General features: G+C 67.3%; 18 protein-coding genes. 2 read left to right on the top strand and 16 right to left on the bottom strand.

What is annotated here, in order from left to right; genetic code table 11:
- Positions 1–87: 87 nt before the first annotated feature.
- The 10 genes from fabG to AC1D3B_RS06060 are packed head-to-tail and all read right to left on the bottom strand — an operon-like array spanning position 88 to position 9,527.
- Positions 88–819, bottom strand: coding sequence for a 3-oxoacyl-ACP reductase FabG (fabG, locus tag AC1D3B_RS06105; protein ID WP_478189768.1), 732 nt, complete (start codon positions 817–819; stop codon positions 88–90).
- On the bottom strand, positions 816–1,283 hold the full coding sequence (locus tag AC1D3B_RS06100; protein WP_478189767.1) for a hotdog family protein: 468 nt from the start codon (positions 1,281–1,283) through the stop codon (positions 816–818). The genes fabG and AC1D3B_RS06100 overlap by 4 nt, the downstream gene beginning before the upstream one ends.
- The gene (locus AC1D3B_RS06095; protein ID WP_478189766.1) at positions 1,280–2,029 is read right to left on the bottom strand and encodes a class I SAM-dependent methyltransferase; all 750 of its coding nucleotides are present in this window, start codon (positions 2,027–2,029) and stop codon (positions 1,280–1,282) included. Before AC1D3B_RS06095 ends, AC1D3B_RS06100 begins: the two co-directional genes overlap by 4 nt.
- Positions 2,026–2,853, bottom strand: a complete 828-nt coding sequence (locus tag AC1D3B_RS06090; RefSeq protein WP_478189765.1) for a polysaccharide deacetylase family protein — start codon at positions 2,851–2,853, stop codon at positions 2,026–2,028. The genes AC1D3B_RS06095 and AC1D3B_RS06090 overlap by 4 nt, the downstream gene beginning before the upstream one ends.
- A gap of 41 nt (positions 2,854–2,894) precedes the next feature.
- Positions 2,895–5,285, bottom strand: a complete 2,391-nt coding sequence (locus AC1D3B_RS06085) for an MMPL family transporter (protein ID WP_478189764.1) — start codon at positions 5,283–5,285, stop codon at positions 2,895–2,897.
- Positions 5,282–5,911, bottom strand: coding sequence for a LolA-related protein (locus AC1D3B_RS06080; protein ID WP_478189763.1), 630 nt, complete (start codon positions 5,909–5,911; stop codon positions 5,282–5,284). The genes AC1D3B_RS06085 and AC1D3B_RS06080 overlap by 4 nt, the downstream gene beginning before the upstream one ends.
- Entirely contained in the window at positions 5,883–6,866 is a 984-nt protein-coding gene (locus AC1D3B_RS06075; RefSeq protein WP_478190006.1) for an acyl-CoA synthetase, read from the bottom strand. Before AC1D3B_RS06075 ends, AC1D3B_RS06080 begins: the two co-directional genes overlap by 29 nt.
- A complete protein-coding gene (locus AC1D3B_RS06070; RefSeq protein WP_478189762.1) occupies positions 6,863–8,563 on the bottom strand; it encodes an AMP-binding protein in 1,701 nt (566 codons plus the stop codon). The genes AC1D3B_RS06075 and AC1D3B_RS06070 overlap by 4 nt, the downstream gene beginning before the upstream one ends.
- Positions 8,564–8,576: 13 nt before the next feature.
- Positions 8,577–9,215 (bottom strand): COG4648 family protein, encoded by a 639-nt coding sequence (locus AC1D3B_RS06065; protein ID WP_478189761.1) that lies wholly within the window; start codon positions 9,213–9,215, stop codon positions 8,577–8,579.
- A gap of 3 nt (positions 9,216–9,218) precedes the next feature.
- A complete protein-coding gene (locus AC1D3B_RS06060) occupies positions 9,219–9,527 on the bottom strand; it encodes a phosphopantetheine-binding protein (protein WP_478189760.1) in 309 nt (102 codons plus the stop codon).
- A 101-nt stretch (positions 9,528–9,628) separates the two neighbouring features.
- Here AC1D3B_RS06060 and AC1D3B_RS06055 point away from each other — a divergent pair, with 101 nt between their 5' ends.
- On the top strand, positions 9,629–11,149 hold the full coding sequence (locus AC1D3B_RS06055; protein ID WP_478189759.1) for a helicase HerA-like domain-containing protein: 1,521 nt from the start codon (positions 9,629–9,631) through the stop codon (positions 11,147–11,149).
- Between the two features lie 14 nt (positions 11,150–11,163).
- On the opposite strand, the gene AC1D3B_RS06050 is transcribed toward AC1D3B_RS06055, so the two are convergent.
- The 4 genes from AC1D3B_RS06050 to AC1D3B_RS06035 are packed head-to-tail and all read right to left on the bottom strand — an operon-like array spanning position 11,164 to position 15,135.
- Positions 11,164–12,390, bottom strand: a complete 1,227-nt coding sequence (locus tag AC1D3B_RS06050) for a Glu/Leu/Phe/Val dehydrogenase dimerization domain-containing protein (protein ID WP_478189758.1) — start codon at positions 12,388–12,390, stop codon at positions 11,164–11,166.
- A gap of 29 nt (positions 12,391–12,419) precedes the next feature.
- Positions 12,420–13,214, bottom strand: coding sequence for an ABC transporter ATP-binding protein (locus AC1D3B_RS06045; protein ID WP_478189757.1), 795 nt, complete (start codon positions 13,212–13,214; stop codon positions 12,420–12,422).
- Positions 13,214–14,143 carry an ABC transporter permease gene (locus AC1D3B_RS06040; RefSeq protein WP_478189756.1) on the bottom strand — a complete coding sequence of 310 codons (930 nt, stop codon included), beginning with the start codon at positions 14,141–14,143 and terminating at the stop codon, positions 13,214–13,216. Before AC1D3B_RS06040 ends, AC1D3B_RS06045 begins: the two co-directional genes overlap by 1 nt.
- Before the next feature lie 14 nt (positions 14,144–14,157).
- On the bottom strand, positions 14,158–15,135 hold the full coding sequence (locus tag AC1D3B_RS06035; protein WP_478189755.1) for an ABC transporter substrate-binding protein: 978 nt from the start codon (positions 15,133–15,135) through the stop codon (positions 14,158–14,160).
- Positions 15,136–15,340: 205 nt separating this feature from the next.
- On the opposite strand from AC1D3B_RS06035, the gene AC1D3B_RS06030 reads away from it, so the two are divergent.
- Positions 15,341–15,814 carry an Lrp/AsnC family transcriptional regulator gene (locus AC1D3B_RS06030; protein ID WP_478189754.1) on the top strand — a complete coding sequence of 158 codons (474 nt, stop codon included), beginning with the start codon at positions 15,341–15,343 and terminating at the stop codon, positions 15,812–15,814.
- Positions 15,815–15,832: 18 nt separating this feature from the next.
- Here AC1D3B_RS06030 and AC1D3B_RS06025 read toward each other — a convergent pair whose 3' ends face one another.
- Positions 15,833–16,474, bottom strand: coding sequence for an NrsF family protein (locus tag AC1D3B_RS06025; protein ID WP_478189753.1), 642 nt, complete (start codon positions 16,472–16,474; stop codon positions 15,833–15,835).
- Positions 16,471–17,040, bottom strand: a complete 570-nt coding sequence (locus tag AC1D3B_RS06020; protein ID WP_478189752.1) for a sigma-70 family RNA polymerase sigma factor — start codon at positions 17,038–17,040, stop codon at positions 16,471–16,473. Before AC1D3B_RS06020 ends, AC1D3B_RS06025 begins: the two co-directional genes overlap by 4 nt.
- Positions 17,041–17,104: the final 64 nt, after the last annotated feature.

Raw genomic sequence — 17,104 nt, 5'->3', positions numbered from 1 at the left:
AACGGTTGTGGGCGTCTCGAACGGCGCCAGCCTGCGCGCAATCCCAACGGTTGCGGCGGACAGTTCAACCCCCCAAACCGACGAAAACTAGATCATCCCGCCATTGATAGAGATCACCTGCCCGGTGATATAGGCCGCCTCATCGCTCGCCAGGAAACCAGCAAGCGCAGCCACCTCTTCTGGCTTGCCAGCACGCTTCACAGGCACCATCTGATTGATCATCGCCGCGTCGAACACACCATCCGCCATCGGCGAAGCAATGATCCCCGGCGCGATGGCATTCACAGTCACGCCACGCGCCGCCACTTCGAGCGACAACGCCTTGGTCGCACTGTTGAGCGCCCCTTTGGCCGCAGCGTAGTTGACCTGTCCACGATTGCCGGTCAGCGAGGCCACCGACGAGATGTTCAGGATCCGCCCCCACCGCGTGCGCAGCATCGGCAAAAGCAATGGCTGCGTCACGCGGAAGAAGCCGTTGAGCGACACATCGATCACCTTGTGCCACTGCTCGGGCCGCATGCCAGGAAGGACCGCATCGTCGTGCACGCCGGCGTTGTTCACGATGACCTGCACCGGGCCGCCTTCGAGCATCCGCTCGCAGGCGACGCGCGACGCCTCGTCGCTGCGCAGGTCGAACACCACGCATTCGGCCTTGCCGCCTGCCGCGGCGATCGTGGATGCCAACTGTTCGACCGATTCGGGACGGGAGTTGGCGTGGAGAAGCACCGTGGCGCCATCGCGTGCGAGGCGCTGGGCGATGGCCGCGCCCAATGCGCCACTGGCGCCGGTGATCAGCGCGCGTTTTCCTGTGAGACTCATGAAGAAGCTTTCGTTGCAAGCGGCGTGTTCAGGACGACCACCGCACGGCCTTCTGCCAGCGATCGATCGTGAGAATCCTTCACCGCGAATTCATAAAGGATCTGGCTGACGTCGCCGGAGATCCGCTGGGCGCGCACGTGCAGCGTGCCTTCGATGTCCTCGATCCGTTCGACAGAGAGACGCACATTGCGCGCACTCGCCAGGAAGCCCGCCGATGGCTCGCTGCCCTCCGCCGCGAGCAGGCCGCCATGCAGCGCCATCGCCTGCGCCGCGTATTCGATCAGGTTCGGCGAAAGCAATCCGCTCGCGGTGCGCAATGGATTGTCCGCATGCGCGTGCGTGCCCGTCGTGCAGTGGATGGCATGCGCATCCCACGACTCCAGCCGTTCCAGCAGGCACATCGTGCCGCTGTGGGGAATGCGCCGGGCGATGCCAGCGCGGTCGAGTGTCTGTGGCGAAGTCATTCTGATTCCTTGAGGTCGGCCACCAGCAGCACGTTGGCGAAGGGCGTGCCTTCGCTCATCGGAATGCTCTGTACCGTGAAGCCGAGGCGCTGCAGCAGCGCCATCCAGTCCCTGAGCGGCCGCCCCCAGGTCGGCGACACGCGATGCCCGCGAATGCGCGTCACCGTGCGGTCGACCCATTGGCTGATCGCGAAGCTGCGGCGGCGGTCCGCATCGCCGATACGCAGCAGCAATCGGCCGCCCGGCTGCAGCGCATCGTGCACTCGGCGCAGCACGCCCTCCTGCGCTTCCAGGTCGACGTAGTGCAGCACATCGAGGATCACCACGAGGTCGGTCGAGGGCAGTTCGGCCGTGCACATGTCGGCGCAGATGAAGCGCGGCTCGGGTTGCAGATGCCCCACCGAGGCCTCGGCCCGCGCCACGTCCTTCGGCATCAGTTCGATGCCCGTGTAGCGCGCGCCGGCCGGGGTGGCCGGCCAGTTCGAAGGCCATTCGCCCACGCGCGACTGCATGGCGCTCATGGCCGACAGAAGACTCACGAAAAGCCCCTGCCCGCAGCCGATGTCCACGACGCGGGCGTGGCGCTCGCCGATGAGTCCACGTTCGATGAGCCCGCGGAACACCGGATCGCATCCCAGCTTGCCGCGCGCAAAGTGCCAGGCGAACTTGCCGGCCTTCCTGTAGGGCGCGGTCGCGCGCTCGTGCAATCGACGCCACGCGGCGTCCGTCGAGATCTGGGCGCTCATGCGGCGAACGATTCCGGCAGGGTCACCGCCCGAAGGCCATCGGCACGGATCCTTGCCAGCAGGGGCGGCAATACGTCGAGCACCACGGCGCGTCCCGCGGCGGTGCGCGCGGCATGACCGTCGTGCAGCAACAGGATGTCGCCGGCCTGCAGTTCGTGCGTGAGGCGCGCGAGCACGGTGTCGGCGTTTTTCTGGCGTGTGTCGAAGCCGCGGCGCGTCCAGCTGACCAGGGAGAGTCCCAGCCGATGCAGCACCGGTCCGAGGAAGGGATTGCGCAAGCCTGCCGGCGCCCGGAAGCAAGTCGCGCGCTGGCCTGTGACCTCCTGGAGCACCTCTTGCGCCCGCGAAATCTCGTTCGCAAACCCACGCGGGCCCAGAAGGGAAAAATTGTGGCGATGCCGCGCCGTGTGGTTCTGGATGCTATGGCCGCGCGCCACGATCTCGCGAGCCAGCGCCGGGTGTTCGAGCACACGCTCGGCGATGCAGAAGAAGGTTGCGCGCTGGCCTTGCGCTTCGAGCAGGTCCAGCACCTTCGGCGTGACTTCCGGATCGGGGCCGTCGTCGATGGTGATCGCGATCTCGCGCCGGGCCACGGCCGCGGGCGGCAGCCGCGTGACATTGGGCCCGAGCAGGCTGCTGCGCGGCGTCAGGCCCGCGGCGGTGATCAGCGCGTGATTCAGCACGATCCCGCCGATGGCCCAGGGTGCGGCGCCGGGCACCAGCACGGCGGCGGTGCCGGCGAGCAGATGCCAGCCGACACTGGCGCGAATCATCGGCGGCCAGGGCCAGGATGCGGGAACGGAGACGGGTGCGACTTGCGACATGCGGGGGTCGAGCATAAAGCGCGGCTGGGCGAATTTTCCCATCACTGCCGCTTCGAGGCCATCGGGATCGACGCGCGCACGAATGCGGCCGACAGCAGCAGCGCCAGGAAGGCACCCGGCGCAACGACCCGGCCGATCGACGAGAGCGCCGGAATGTTGGAAATGGCGATCAGGCCGAAAGACACCACCGTCGTCAGGTTGGCGAGCATCAGCGAAGCCAGCGTGTCCTCGTCGGCGCGCCCGGTCTCACGCAACTGGTCGAAGAAGAACGCGTAGTTGGACCCGACGGCAACGATCAGCAGCAACCCGACCAGGTGCAGGATGCCCAGCGGCACTTGCAACACGGCCATGCCCCCGAGCGTGAGCACCACCGCCACCACCAGCGGCTGGCACACGGCCAGCAGGCGACGCCCCGACCGCAGGTAGGCCGCGAGCAGCACGACCACCGCGAGCGCGCCCAGCATGACCTGGACGAAGGCCTCGTGCAGATAGCGCGTGTAGAGACTGGCAAGCTCCTGGCCGACGTTGACGACCTGCACATCGGGCAGGCCGTCGAGCGCCGTGGCGAGCCGCGCGGCATCGAAGCCGGCGCCCGGATGCAGGGAGATCAGGGTCGACCACCCGCCGCCTTGCCGTTCGAACATCAGCGCGCCGACCACCGCATCGAGCGGCCCCCCTCGGAGATCGGCGCGCTCGATCATGGGGTGCGCCTTGGCCGCCTGCACTTCGGCGATGAAAGGTTCGAGGCGCGTCGACGGCAGCGGCAGGCCATGGGTCGCCTCGACGAGCCGGGTGCGCAGCGTGTCCGCATCCGGCAGGCTCGCGATGCGTGCCGCCTGCGCCGCTTCGCTGGGCAACAGGCGGGCGACGGATTCGAATCCGGCGAGGTCGCCCTTGTCCACGAGCGCATCGAGACGCGCGCCAGCGGCTTCGGTGTTGCGCAAGGCGGCCTGCAAGTCCGCGCCGCGAATCACGATCAGCGTGCCGCCGTCGCTGGCGCCGACGTCTTCGCGCAGTTCGGCGTCGAGCACTTGGGCCGCCTTCGGCACCGGGCTCATCGCGCCGAGATCGGCGCGCCAGAGGTGGCCGCCCTGCCAGAGCACCAGCGCCAGGGCGGCAATCCCGAGGCCCGCGAACACATACCGCAGTCGCGGCAGCGCGCGCACGAGGATGCCGGCGACCTGCGCCATCTGCTTTCGCATGCCCATGCCCGTCGCGCCGTCCGGCGCCAGCACCGGCAGCACGTGGCGCGCGACGAGCGCCGCGGCGATCAGGCCGGCGAGCGAGAACACGCCCAGTTGGGCGAGCCCCGGGAATCCCGAGAACACCAGCGCCGCGAAGCCGCAGACCGACGTCAGCAGGCCGAGCCTTACCGTGGGCCAGTGGATGTCGCGCCAGCGCTGCCAGCCGGTGCCCGGCACGGTGGCGCCGCGCGCCTGGATCAGGTAGTAGATGGCGTAGTCGACGGTTTCGCCGATCAGGGTGCTGCCGAAGCCCATGGTGAGGCCGTGCACCCCGCCGAACACCAAGCTCACCGCCGCGGTACCGGCGACCACGCCGGTGGCGACAGGCAGCAGGGCGATCACCAGCGCACGCGGCGATGCAAAGGCGAGCAGCAGCAGCGCACCCATGACGACTCCGCCGACGACGGCGAGGTGAATCGCCTCGCTCTTGATCTGGTCGCGGCTCTGTACCGAAAACACGGGCGCCCCGGTCATCTGCAACTGCGGCCCAGTGCCGGCAAAGTCCCGCGTCGCGGCATCGAAGGCGTCTTGCACACGCGTGATGGCTTGGGCGATCGCATCGAGGTCGCTGCCGGCCGCGTGCGTCGTCGCCAGGATGAGCGCGCGCGGCGCGGTGCGCGACGCCCAGACGCCCTCCTCGCTGCGCGGCGAGCTCGCCGGGATCAGGCCTTCGGCAATGCGTTGCGTCTCGCCGGTCGGGTCGCGCTCCAGCAGTGGCTTGAGCGCGTTGCCGGCGGGCGTGCCGAGCATCGACAGGCTGTCGACGATCGCATCGCGCAGCCCGTCCGCGGTGAAGCGCTCCGGCGTGACGGCGGGAGACAACTGGTAGCGATGGTCGAACACCCAGGTGCCGGCGTCCTTCCATTCGCTGGTGTCGCCGTTCTGCACTTGATCGAACAACTTGCTCTCGCGCATCGCCGACGCCACGGCGCGCGACACGGCCGAGCGCTGCGCCGCATCCTTGCCGCCCTCGATGCCGATGAAGATCGTGCGCGACGCGATGCCGCTTTGCAGTTGCTCGATCAGCACCCGCTGCCGTGCATCGGGGCTGGCCGGCAGGAAAGCCGAGAGATCCGCGCTGAAATGGGTTCGCGCGATCAGCACGATGCCGGCCAGCAGCAGCACCAGCCAGATGCCAAGCGCCAGCCCGGCGCGGCGGCGGTCCGCTGCGGCTGCGACGGACGTCACGGCGCGGAACGGGCAGGCGCCCGCGCCGCCCCCGCCGCACCGCGCTCGGGCGTGATGTTCATCACCGAGCGGTCGCCGCCGATGAATTCCATCTCGATGCCGAGTACCTCGCCGCCCCGCCCGCTCAGCCGCATGCTGCGCACCTGCGCCGCGAGGCGTTCGTCGATGGGCTGCAGGTCGAGCGTCCAGCTGTTGGTGGAGCCCGAGAGCGTGCTGCGGAAATAGCGCTGCAGGCCCTGCGAATTGCCGCTGAGCGTGCCGCGCATCGCCTCGACCATGCCTTGCAGCTCCGGCATGCTGTCCAGTTGCACGGTGCGCGTCCGACCGCCGCGCGACAAGGTCAGCGTGTTGCCTTCCACGCTCATGCTCTCCGGCCGCGGCGTGAGCGTGCGGCGCACGAGCTTGTCGGGCGCGGTGAAGCCGAGCACCCCGCTCGCCTCCAGCGGCCCTTCCAGGCCATGCACGAAGCGCTGCTCGGTGAACTTCGCTTCGCCGCTCCTCTGCTGCGCCAGCAGGGCCATCAGCTCCGGCAGGTCGAAGGCCCAGGCCGACGATGCCGACAAGGCCAGCGCCGCCAGCAATGCCCTGCACCAGCGGTCAAACCGAATCTTCGAGCCAGAAATCATGAAAGTTGAACCAGTTGTACGGGTAGGCGCGGCACAGCGCCTCGAGCCGCGCCACATAGCTTTCGAGCGCGGCGCGGATGCGCCGTTCTCGCTCCGCCGGGTCAGTCACCCGCTCGCTGAAATCGGCCAGCGGCTCGAACAGCACATCGTAGCGGGCGCCGCCTGTGTAGAGCCCGGCCATGAAGAACACCTTGCGGCGCAGCAGGGCCGCGAGCCGGAAAGGTCCGTCGTTGAACAGCGCCGGCTTGCCGAGGAATGGCAGTTCGATGCTGCTGCCGCGCTGCTGCCCCGCTTCCTCGGGTCCGGCCAGCGTGCGATCGGCAAGCAGGCCGGCCAATCCGCCCCCATCGAGCCAGTCGCGCAGGTCGAGCATCGAATGCGGTCGGCCGAGCGCAATGATGTGCGGCCGCAATCCCGGCAGGCTGATCGCATCGAGCACCGCATTGATCTGCTGCGCGTTGTCCGGGTACATCACCATGGCCGCGCGGAGGTGCTCGGGAGCGGCGCTGTGGTTCGTGGTCGCACCGACCGCCTCGAAGCTGCCGACGTGGGCGCCGAGCATGAAGGCCCCTCTCCCCGCATTGGTCTCGGCCTCGACCGGCTGGTTGCCGTAGACGCGAATGTCGAAGAGGTCGAGCCGTCCGCGCAGGAAGTAGAGGCGGTCGAGCACCGTCGACGCGAAGGCATGCAGCAGGCGATAACCGTCGCTCCACCCGGCGTGGGGGCCTATGGCGCGGAACAGGTAGCGCTTGATGTGCCGCCGCGGCGTGGGCGAGAACAGCAGGAAGTAGAGGGAGATCGGGTGAAGGATCAGCCGCGTCAAAGGCCGGCCGCACTGGATCGCGATCCAGCAGATCACGCGCAGCGCCAGCATGTTGCTGCGCTCCGGCGCGCGCGACCACTCGGCCTGGCGCGATTTCAGGTCGCCGGCCTCGGGGGGCCGGTCCGCGTTCATGGCGTGCCGGCGCCGGGTGTCCATCGCCCGCTGACCGCGATCACGTCGTCGCAACGCACTTCGAAACGCAATCCCCGCGACGCGCCGGTCTCGGGGATGAGATCGATCACCAGCGTGCTGCCCGGTCGCACCGGAGCCAGGAACTTCGCCGCAGCAAGTGTCGGTTGCGTGCCGATGCGCGCGGCGAGTGCGGGAACGCTGCGCACGGCTTCGAGCACTTCGGACACGAGAAGCGCCCCGGGCATCAGTGGCTGACCGGGAAAGTGCCCCGCGAACGCGGGATGGTCCACCGGCACTTCGCGTGTGAACTGCACGGACGTGCTGTCCGAGGCCAGGTGCGCAAGCGCGAATTCCCGCAGCGACCGCACGGTGAGCTTGCCCGTGCCCTCGCGCGGAAACGCCGCCACATGCACCACCCGTCGCGGCACGAAGACCGCCTCCAGACGCTCGCGAAGCGCCGCGATGATCGCGTGCGCGTCGAGCGTCGGCGCCACGACGAAGGCCACCGGTCGCACCACACCGTCGGCCACCTCGTCCGGCAGCCAGAACGCACCGTCCTCGATACCGGGAATGCTGTTGAGATGATGGTTGAGGTAGCCCAGCGAACTGCGCCGGCCCGCGACGTGGATCAGGTCGTTGGCACGGCCCAGCAGGCGGAAGCGGCGGTCGTCGATGAGTTCCAGCACGTCGGCCATCGGCGTGGGCTCGGGGATGAAATCGCCTTCGAAGATGAAACGCTCCGCGCCATCGTCGCCGTGCTCGGCATGCACGCGGATCTCGCCGAAGGTTTCCCAGACTTCACTCTGCGTCGGACGTCGGGTCGCGACCTGGCCCGATTCGGTGCTGCCGTAGATTTCGATCAACATGGCGCCCATGGCCTGCTCGGCCTGAGCGGCCAACTGCGGCGACAGCGGCGCGGTGGCCGACAGGACCAGGTCCACCGGCGGCAGTTCGATGCCCGAAAGCAGCAGTGTCTTCAGATGGAAGGGCGTCGTCACCAGCGCGCGCGGCTGCGGCACCGAGGCCAGCGCCTGCGCAACGTCTGCAGGAAAGAAGGGCCGGCCACTGTCGAAAGCAGCGCCGCCCAGCAGCGCCAGCAGCGCGGACGACTCCAGGCCATAGCTGTGTTGCACAGGCACGGTCGCCACGAGCGTCAGGCCGGCCAGCGAGGGACGCCCGAGCAGGCTGGACAGCCGCCCGACCGCGGCCTGCACATCGCCCACCAGCGTGCCCCAGGTCTTGGCATGCGGTTGCGGCGCACCGGTCGATCCCGAGGTCAGCAGGCTCACGGCATGCATGTCGCGCCGGATCAGGGGCACCGTCGCATCGGCCGCGCCTGCTGCGGCGGGGCCGTGTTCAAAGAGCACACGCGGAAGGCCGGGCGTTTCGACGTGCGTGTCGTCGGTGACCACGAAGGCGGGGTCGCCGATTTCATGCACGCGGGCCAGCGTGTCGGGACGCGCATCCGGCGGCAGCAGGCTGGTTTCGCCGCGCACGAGGGCCGCCGCGAGGCTCACGGCGAACGCGTAGCGATCGACGCAAAGGTTGACGACCGGTCCGCCCGGGAGCAGTTGCGGCGCAAAGCGTTCGACGTCGGCCAGGAACTCGCGCGCGCTGACCGGCACGCCGGCACGCCAGGCGAGCGGCTGGTCCGGATCGCGGTCGGCCAGCAGCGGCAGGAAGGGGTTGGAACTCACCGTGAAATCCGGTTCAATGCCGGGCGGTGCGATCGACCGGCCCGCTGTAGAAGGCGCGCACCGCATCGACCAGGCGGTAGCGCTCGAATTCGGGATGCAGCCGATAGCGCACCAGGTATTCGCCAACGAAAAGCACGCCGATCATCACGGGCGTCAGCAGATTCGCCAGCACCGACCAGGTGGCGAAAGGGAGGGTCGCATAAACCACGACGGAGGCCACGGCCATCGCGGCGAAATACAGCGTCCAGACTGTCGTGACCTGCGAGGTATAGATCAGCATGGCCGGCGACAGCGGATGCACCCGCTCGGCGAACTGGCCGATGAGCGACAGTCGTCCGCTGCGCAGCGAGCCGCCGAACCATCCGCACAGCAAGGCGTTGATGCCGACGTGCTGGAACATGTAGAGCCGGTTCGGGTCGCCGGCCTCGCCGCGCAACACGAGCACGAACATGGCCACGCCGCCAAGACCGGCGAGTGCAAGGCCCCAGTTGCCGAAGCGGCTACCGGCGATGCCCAGCGCAGTCAACCACAGGGGCCCGAGCAGCACGGCGAGCGCCCACGGCGCCGCCGGGTGGTAGAGCATCATCCAGTGGGAGACGCAGGCATAGCTCACCCCCGCCAGCAGCAGGAGCGCCAGGCGCCATCGGGACATGGATCAGGAAGCGCGATTCTGCGCGACGTGGGCCGCAAGACTGCGCAGCGACGAGAAGATCTGCTGGTTGCGCTCGTCGTCGGAGCGCAACTGGAAGCCGTACTTGCGGGACACCTCGAGAGCGACTTCCAGGATGTCGATCGAATCGAGGCCGAGCCCTTCTCCATAGAGCGGTGCCATCGGCACGATGTCGGCCGGTGCGACCTCCAGATTGAGCGATTCGACCAGGAGGACGGCCAGTTCATTCTCGAGGGGTGACTGTTCGGAAGCGTCGCCGGCGGCGGGAATGGGGGATTGGGCAGTCGATGACAAAAGAAAACTCCGGGAACGTATGAGGAACTATCGCACGGGGTCGCGATTATAGGAGTCCGGCTTCGCTAGACTGGCTGCTCTCCCAACGACCGGAAAACCCCATGGCCGACCCTCTGCTGATCGCCCGCCACGATTCCATCGAATGCAGCCTGTTGCCGGGCCTCACCAACCGGCACGGCCTGATCACCGGCGCAACCGGCACCGGCAAGACCGTCACCCTCCAGACCATCGCCGAAAAGCTGTCGAACATCGGCGTGCCGGTGTTCATGGCCGACGTCAAGGGCGACCTGACCGGCGTCAGCCAGAAAGGCAGCATCGGCGCCAAGATGTCCGCCACGCTGAAGGAGCGCGGCCTGGACCAGCCTGAATCCCTCGCCTGCCCCGTCACGCTGTGGGACGTGTTCGGCGAACAGGGGCACCCGGTGCGCGCCACCGTTTCCGACATGGGCCCCCTGCTGTTGGGCCGCATGCTGAACCTCAATGAGACCCAGGCCGGCGTGCTGAACCTGGTGTTCAAGATCGCCGACGACAACGGCCTGCTGCTGCTCGACCTCAAGGACCTGCGAGCGATGCTCCAGCACGTCGGCGAGAACGCCAGCCAGTTCACGACCGCGTACGGCAACATCAGTGCCGCCAGCGTGGGCGCGATCCAGCGCGGGCTGCTCCAGATCGAGGCCCAGGGCGGCGACAAGTTCTTCGGCGAGCCCATGCTCAACATCGCCGACTTCATGCAGACCGAAGGCGGCAAGGGCGTCATCAACATCCTGACGGCCGACAAGCTGATGAATTCGCCGCGTCTCTACGCGACTTTTCTCCTGTGGCTGCTGTCGGAACTGTTCGAGCACCTGCCCGAAATCGGCGACCCGGATCAGCCCAAGCTCGTGTTCTTCTTCGACGAGGCCCACCTGCTGTTCAACGAGGCGCCCAAGGCGCTGGTCGAGCGCATCGAGCTCGTCGTGAGGCTCGTGCGCTCCAAGGGCGTGGGCGTGTTCTTCGTGACGCAGAACCCGCTGGACATCCCGGACTCGGTGCTCGCCCAGCTTGGCAACAGGGTGCAACATGCGTTGCGGGCTTTCACGCCGCGCGATCAGAAGGCGGTCAAGGCCACTGCCACCACGATGCGGCAGAAACCGGGGCTGGACATCGAAAAGGCCATCACCGAACTGGCCGTCGGCGAGGCGCTGGTGAGTTTTCTCGATGACAAGGGCCGCCCGAGCATCACGGAGCGCGTGTTCGTGCTGCCGCCGGGCAGCCAGATCGGGCCGATCACGCCGGAGCAACGCCAGGCGCTGATCGCCAATTCGCTGGTCGCGGGCGTGTACGAGAAAACGGTCGACCGCGAATCGGCCTATGAAAAGCTGAAGAGCCGCTCCGAAACGGCACCCGACGCGCCCGTCGTCACCGGAAAGACGGGAACGGGCACCGCCGCGTCGCAGGATTCCGGCGGGGTGATGGGCAGCCTCAACGAGATCCTCTTCGGCACCACTGGACCGCGCGGCGGCAAGCATGATGGCCTGGCGCAGACCATGGCCAAGTCGGCGGTCCGCACCATGGGCACCACGATGGGCAAGGAAATCCTGCGGGGCGTGCTCGGCGGCATCTTCGGCTCGAAGAAGCGCTAAGCCCGCCGCTGCCTTCAGACCAGCTCGGTCAGTGCGTTCTCGAACGCCGTGCGCGCGATGCCGGATCGCGCGCTGGACCGCGCATGGCATCGCTCCAGCGCGGCCGCCACGGTGCGTGACACATCGCTGAAGATGGCCGAATCGGAGATCTCGGCATCGTCCTGCATCAGGAACGCGAAGGCGCGCGCCATGCCGCAATTGGCGATGAAGTCCGGGATGACCGCGACCTGCGAATCCGCCTTCTCGTAGATCGGGCCGTAGAAGATCTCGCGATCCGCAAACGGCACGTTGGCGCCGCTGGCCACCACTTCGAGGCCGCCCTTGACGAGCGCTTCGACCTGCGCCTGCGTCACCAATCGCGAACCGGCACAAGGCAGGAAGACTTCTGCGCCCGCGCTCCAGATGAGCTCGTTGATCTCGTCGAAGCGGAGCATGTACTTGGCCGACAACTGGTTGCCCTTCTTCTCCAGGAAGAGCTGGCGAACCTGATCGAGAGTGAACCCGTCCGGATTCAGCAGCCCGCCCTCGCGGTCGATGATGCCGACCACCCGCGCACCGGCTTGCGCCAGGTAGTACGCGGCGGCCGCACCGACGTTGCCCCAGCCCTGCACGATGACGCGCTTGCCGGCCAGCTGCCCACCATAGAGCCGGTAGTAGTGCAGTACCGATTCCGCCACGCCCCAGCCTGTGATGAGGTCGGCCACCACGTACTTGCGCGTGATGTCCGGCGAATAGTGCCGGTCCTCGACGACCTTGGCCACGCCCATGCGAAGCTGCCCGACCTTCTGGATGCGCTCGCTGTCGCTCGGCGCGAAGTGTCCGTTGACCACGCCTTCCTGCGGATGCCACAGGCCGTAGCTTTCGGTGATCGGAATCACCTCGTGCACCTCGTCGATGTTCAGGTCGCCGCCCGTGCCGTAGTAGCTCTTGAGCAGCGGCGTCACTGCCTTGTACCAACGGCGCAGGACGTCGTTCTTGCGCGGGTCGGCCGGATCGAAGTCGATGCCCGACTTCGCCCCGCCGATGGCCGGCCCGGAGACGCTGAACTTGACTTCCATGGTCTTGGCCAGCGACTCGACTTCGCGCCGGTCGAGTCCCGCGCGCATGCGTGTGCCGCCGCCGGCAGCGCCGCCCCGCAGCGAATTGATGACGACCCAGCCCTTGGCCGGCGTCTCGGCGTCGTGCCATTCAAAAACGATCTCGGGCGCCTTGTTCTCGAAGCGATTCAACAGTTCTTTCATTTCAGTCCTTCAAAGTATCGGAGTCGGTGTCAGGCCAGCAGCAATTTGTCGTCATCGAGCTTTTCGCCACGGCTCTTTTCGAACATGTGCAACAGGTCGGGGACATCCATGCCTGCGCGGTCGGCGCCTTTGACGTCCAGGATCACTCGGCCTTCATGCAGCATCACCGTACGTGTGCCGTAGTCGAGCGCCTGCCGCATGCTGTGCGTGACCATCATGGCCGTGAGCTTGCCGGCCTCCACGATGCGCGCGGTGAGTTCGAGCACGAAGGCGGCCGTCTTCGGATCGAGCGCCGCCGTGTGCTCGTCGAGCAGCAGGATGCGCGACGGCTGCAGCGACGCCATCAGCAGGCTCACGGCCTGCCGCTGCCCGCCGGAGAGCAGGCCCATGCGGTCGGCCAGCCGGTTCTCCAGCCCGAGGTTGAGGATGCCGAGCTTTTCGCGGAAGAGTTCGCGCAGGCTGCGCGTCAGCGAGAAGCCAAAGGTGCGGCGCGCCCCGCGCTTCCAGGCCAGCGCCATGTTTTCCTCGATCGTCAGTGCCTCGCAAGTGCCGGCCATCGGGTCCTGGAAGACGCGGGCGACGAGGTTCGACCGCTCCCACGCCGGGCGGCGGGTGACGTCCTCGTCGTCGATGCGAATCGTGCCGCGATCGACCATCAGATCGCCGCTGACGGCATTCAGGAAGGTCGACTTGCCGGCGCCGTTCGAGCCGATGACGGTGACGAACTGCCCCGTGGGAATCTTCAGGTCCAGGCCTCGCAGCACCCGGTTCTCGATCGGCGTGCCGGGATTGAACGTGATCTCCAAGCCTTTGGCGTGCAACATTACCTGGCCTCCTTGACAGTGACAGCAGCATTCCGGCGAGCACCCGGCATGAGCCCGGCCAGCTTGCGCTTGTAGCCGGGAACGAGCAGTGCGAACGCGACCAGCACGGCGGTCACCAGGTTCAGGTCCTGCGCCTTCAGGCCGATGAAATCGCTGTTCAGCGCGAGCGCGATGAAGAAGCGGTAGAGCACCGCCCCGAGGACACAGGCCAGCGTGGTGATGACCAGGCTGCGCGCCGGCAGGATGGTCTCGCCGATGATCACAGCCGCGAGGCCGACGACGATCGTGCCGATGCCCATCGAAATGTCCGCGCCGCCCTGGCTCTGCACGAACAATGCACCGGCCAGTGCGACCAACGCGTTGGAAAGCGCCAGGCCCCACACCGTCTGCCGGTCGGTCGAGATGCCCTGCGCACGCGCCATGCGTGCATTGCCACCCGTTGCGCGCATCGCCAGGCCTGCTTCCGACGCGAAGAAGAGATCGAGCAGGACCTTGGCCGCGACCACGATCACGAGCAGCACCAGCGGCTTGAGCACATAGTCGGGCATGCCGCCGAACGCGACCATGCTGAAGACGGTCGGCTCGTCGATGAGCGCGATGTTGGGCTTGCCCATCACGCGCAGGTTCACCGAATAGAGCGCGATCATCACCAGGATGCTGGCGAGCAACTGCATGATGCGCAGCCGCACGTTCAGCCATGCGGTGAGGTAGCCGGCGAGCGCGCCGGCCAGGATCGCCGCCGCTGTCGCGGCGAACGGATTCCAGCCCGCCACGATCAGCGCCGCGGCAACCGCCCCGCCGAGCGGGAAGCTTCCATCGACCGTGAGGTCGGGGAAGTTGATGATGCGGAACGACAGGAAGACACCCAGCGCGACCAGTCCGAAGATCAGGCCGATCTCGATGGCGCCGAGGGAAGCAATGAGCGACATGTGGCGACGCCCGCTCACTTCACCACGACTTGGGCGGACTTCACCAACTCATCCGACAGCGTCACGCCCTGCTTCTGCGCGGCACCCGGATTCACGTGCAGTTCGAAGGTGCTGCTGGTCTGCGAAGCGATCGTTCCCGGCGCCTGCCCCTGCAGAATGCGCACGACGATCTTGCCGGTCTGGTGGCCGATGTCGTAGTAGTTGAGGCCCAGCGCCGCAACGGCGCCGCGCTTGACCGCGTCGGTGTCCGCCGCGACCACGGGAATCTTGGCCTGCTGCGCCACCTTGACGATGCCCTCGAACGCCGACATCACGTTGTTGTCCGTCGGTGCGTAGATCACGTCGACCTTGCCGACCAGGCTCTGCGCCGCACTGGCCACGTCGACGGTGCGTGCCGCGGCGCCCTCCACCAGCGTCATGCCGGCGGCCGGCATGGCCTTCTTCAGCGCCTCGATGATCGACACCGAATTGGCTTCGCCCGGGCTGTAGATCACGCCGACGCGCTTGGCATTGGGAACGACCTTCCTGATCAGTTCGAGGTGCTTGTCCAGCGGCGAGAGATCGGACACGCCGGTGACGTTGGTGCCCGAGGCGTCCCAGCCCTTGACCAGCTTGGCGGCGACCGGGTCGGTGACCGCGCTGTAGACCACCGGGATGTCCTTGCTCGCGGCCACCACGGCCTGGGCCGATGGCGTGGCGATCGCGACGATCACGTCCGGCCGTTCACCGACGTACTTGCGGGCGATCTGCGCCGCCGTGCCGTTGTTGCCTTGGGCGCTCTGGTATTCGTACTTCAGGTTCTTGCCGGGCTCGAAGCCGGCCGACTTCAATTCGTCCTTGACGCCGTCGCGTACGGCGTCAAGGGCCTTGTGCTCGACGATCGAGGTGACGGCGACCGACACGGTCTTGTCGGTGGCGTGGCTGGGGGCGGCAGCGCCGGCGAGCGCGACGGCAAGCAGGGTCAAGGAAGAACGCAAGAAAGAATATTGCACTTTGGAGTCCTGATGAGAAATAGTCGGCAAGGTTCAATTTCGGAGGACTCCCGGTCGGGCGTCTCCGCAAGTCCGCGGGTCGTGGGCCGCGTTCCAGGGGAGTAAGTGTGATTTTTTGCACGGAGAATCTGTTTTCATCGGGCGTTGGGGCGAACCCTCGGAAGCGAAAGATAATTTCGCCCATTCACCCAAAAAGGAGACGAACTTGCAAGAGCCCGATTTCGACCGCATCGACCGCAAGATCCTCGCCTTCCTGCAGGAGCACGGGCGCGCATCCAACCTGGAAGTGGCCGCTGCCGCCGGCCTGTCGCCCGCGCAATGCCATCGCCGCCACAGGCGCTTGGAGGAAGCGGGATTCATCGCGCGCTACGAGACGCGCCTGGACGCCGCCCGGCTCGACCTGCACGTCGTGGCGTTCATCCTCGTCGCCATGGAAAAGGGCCACATCCGCGACATGTCGAAGTTCACCGACGTGGTGACCGACCTGCCGGAAGTCCTGGAGTGCTACTCGATCACCGGCGACTACGACTTCGTGATCAAGGTCATCGCGCGCGACCTGAAGGGCCTGTCGCAGTTCCTGATCGACAAGCTGATGCGCCTGCCGGGCGTCGACGGGGTGCGCTCCAGCGTCTGCCTGGACGAGTTCAAGTGCACCAGCGCCCTGCCCTTGCCGGACTGAACCCGGGAAGCCGCGGGCCTACCAGCGAAGGATGCGGGGCCCGATCAGGGCGCCGATGACCACCGGCACAAGGATGCCCGCGACGTACCAGATCGCCAGGAAAGGTGCCGCCAGTTCCGGGCAATGCAGCGCGTAGACGGCAGCGCCCGCCCCACCTGCCATGGCGCCTGCAGCAGCGCCGGCGAGCGCCGGCCGCGTCGGCGCAAGCCCCTTCAACGCAATCAGCGCGCCCACGAACACCGGCAGGGAAATCGTCGCAATGTTCATCGCGCAGGTACGCCACGTCTGCCCCCAGATCAGGGTCGGGCGCTCTTCGGCCGGCGATGACATCAGGATCACGGCCGCCAGCACCCAGATGACGACCAAGGGCGCGGCCAGCCCGAGCCAGGCCTTGCGGACGCGCGCACCGGGCCGCGCCAGCCGCTGCAGGATCACGAAGCCCGCGATGGCCACGCAGATCGGCAGCACGATACGCACCCAGAACATCGGCCAGAACATGGCCTCGATCAGGTCGCGGCGCATGCCGTATGCGTACAGCATCCAAGCGAAGGAAAGCGGCACGCCGACCAGCAGCGCGGCGGACAGCCTGCGCGAGGCCGCACGCCGACGCACCGGCGCGGCGCCGGTGGCGAGCATCGCGACAAGGTCGTCGGTCTTCACATGGACTCCTTGATTTTCAATGCCAGCGCCTTCAGGCCGCGGTGGATGCCCACCTTGACCGCCGACTCCGACATGCCGGTCAGCTTCGCCGTCTCGGCGACCGAGAGGCCTTCGAGCTTTACGTGAACGATCGGCAGGCGGTGCCGGTCCGGCAGGGTGTCGAGCAGGCCAGCGATGTCGCGGCGCGCATCGCTCGCCTCGGTGGCGGAATCGGCGAAGACGGCGAGGTCGTCATCCAGCGGTTCATGCAGCGCCTCGCGGCCGGCCTTGGCGCGCAGCAGGTCGATCATCTTGTAGCGCGCGATCGCATGCACCCAGGCCGTCAGCGGCTGGTCGCTCTGGTAGGTGTGGCGCTGGTTGTGCATGGCGAGAAGGCATTCCTGAACGAGGTCTTCCACTTCATCGGGCCAGCCGAACAGGCGCCTGGCCAGGAACGCGCGAAGGTGCGTGCTGAGCTTCTGCAGGAACGCCCGATAGGCCGCGGCGTCGCCGTCGAGCCCACGCACGAAGAGATCGTGCAGTACGCGCTCCGCATCGCTCTTCGCCAACGGGCTCCCACTGGTCATTCGTGCTTTCGAGTCGGCCGGTTACAGGCACAGCCAAAAAAAGAAATCCGGCGGATTGTGCCGT

Source organism: Variovorax sp. P5_A3 (genome assembly GCF_056400665.1).
The sequence above is the reverse complement of the archived record's forward strand: the minus strand, read 5'-3'. Positions and strand labels throughout refer to the sequence as shown.

What these genes read in the sequence shown, in the direction of transcription:
- AC1D3B_RS06050 (WP_478189758.1), bottom strand. Translation starts at nt 12,390, where the DNA reads ATGAAAGAACTGTTGAATCGCTTCGAGAACAAGGCGCCCGAGATCGTT.
- AC1D3B_RS06045 (WP_478189757.1), bottom strand. Translation starts at nt 13,214, where the DNA reads ATGTTGCACGCCAAAGGCTTGGAGATCACGTTCAATCCCGGCACGCCG.
- AC1D3B_RS06055 (WP_478189759.1), top strand. Translation starts at nt 9,629, where the DNA reads ATGGCCGACCCTCTGCTGATCGCCCGCCACGATTCCATCGAATGCAGC.
- AC1D3B_RS06065 (WP_478189761.1), bottom strand. Translation starts at nt 9,215, where the DNA reads ATGTCCCGATGGCGCCTGGCGCTCCTGCTGCTGGCGGGGGTGAGCTAT.
- AC1D3B_RS06075 (WP_478190006.1), bottom strand. Translation starts at nt 6,866, where the DNA reads ATGAACGCGGACCGGCCCCCCGAGGCCGGCGACCTGAAATCGCGCCAG.
- AC1D3B_RS06020 (WP_478189752.1), bottom strand. Translation starts at nt 17,040, where the DNA reads ATGACCAGTGGGAGCCCGTTGGCGAAGAGCGATGCGGAGCGCGTACTG.
- fabG (WP_478189768.1), bottom strand. Translation starts at nt 819, where the DNA reads ATGAGTCTCACAGGAAAACGCGCGCTGATCACCGGCGCCAGTGGCGCA.
- AC1D3B_RS06100 (WP_478189767.1), bottom strand. Translation starts at nt 1,283, where the DNA reads ATGACTTCGCCACAGACACTCGACCGCGCTGGCATCGCCCGGCGCATT.
- AC1D3B_RS06095 (WP_478189766.1), bottom strand. Translation starts at nt 2,029, where the DNA reads ATGAGCGCCCAGATCTCGACGGACGCCGCGTGGCGTCGATTGCACGAG.
- AC1D3B_RS06090 (WP_478189765.1), bottom strand. Translation starts at nt 2,853, where the DNA reads ATGTCGCAAGTCGCACCCGTCTCCGTTCCCGCATCCTGGCCCTGGCCG.
- AC1D3B_RS06040 (WP_478189756.1), bottom strand. Translation starts at nt 14,143, where the DNA reads ATGTCGCTCATTGCTTCCCTCGGCGCCATCGAGATCGGCCTGATCTTC.
- AC1D3B_RS06080 (WP_478189763.1), bottom strand. Translation starts at nt 5,911, where the DNA reads ATGATTTCTGGCTCGAAGATTCGGTTTGACCGCTGGTGCAGGGCATTG.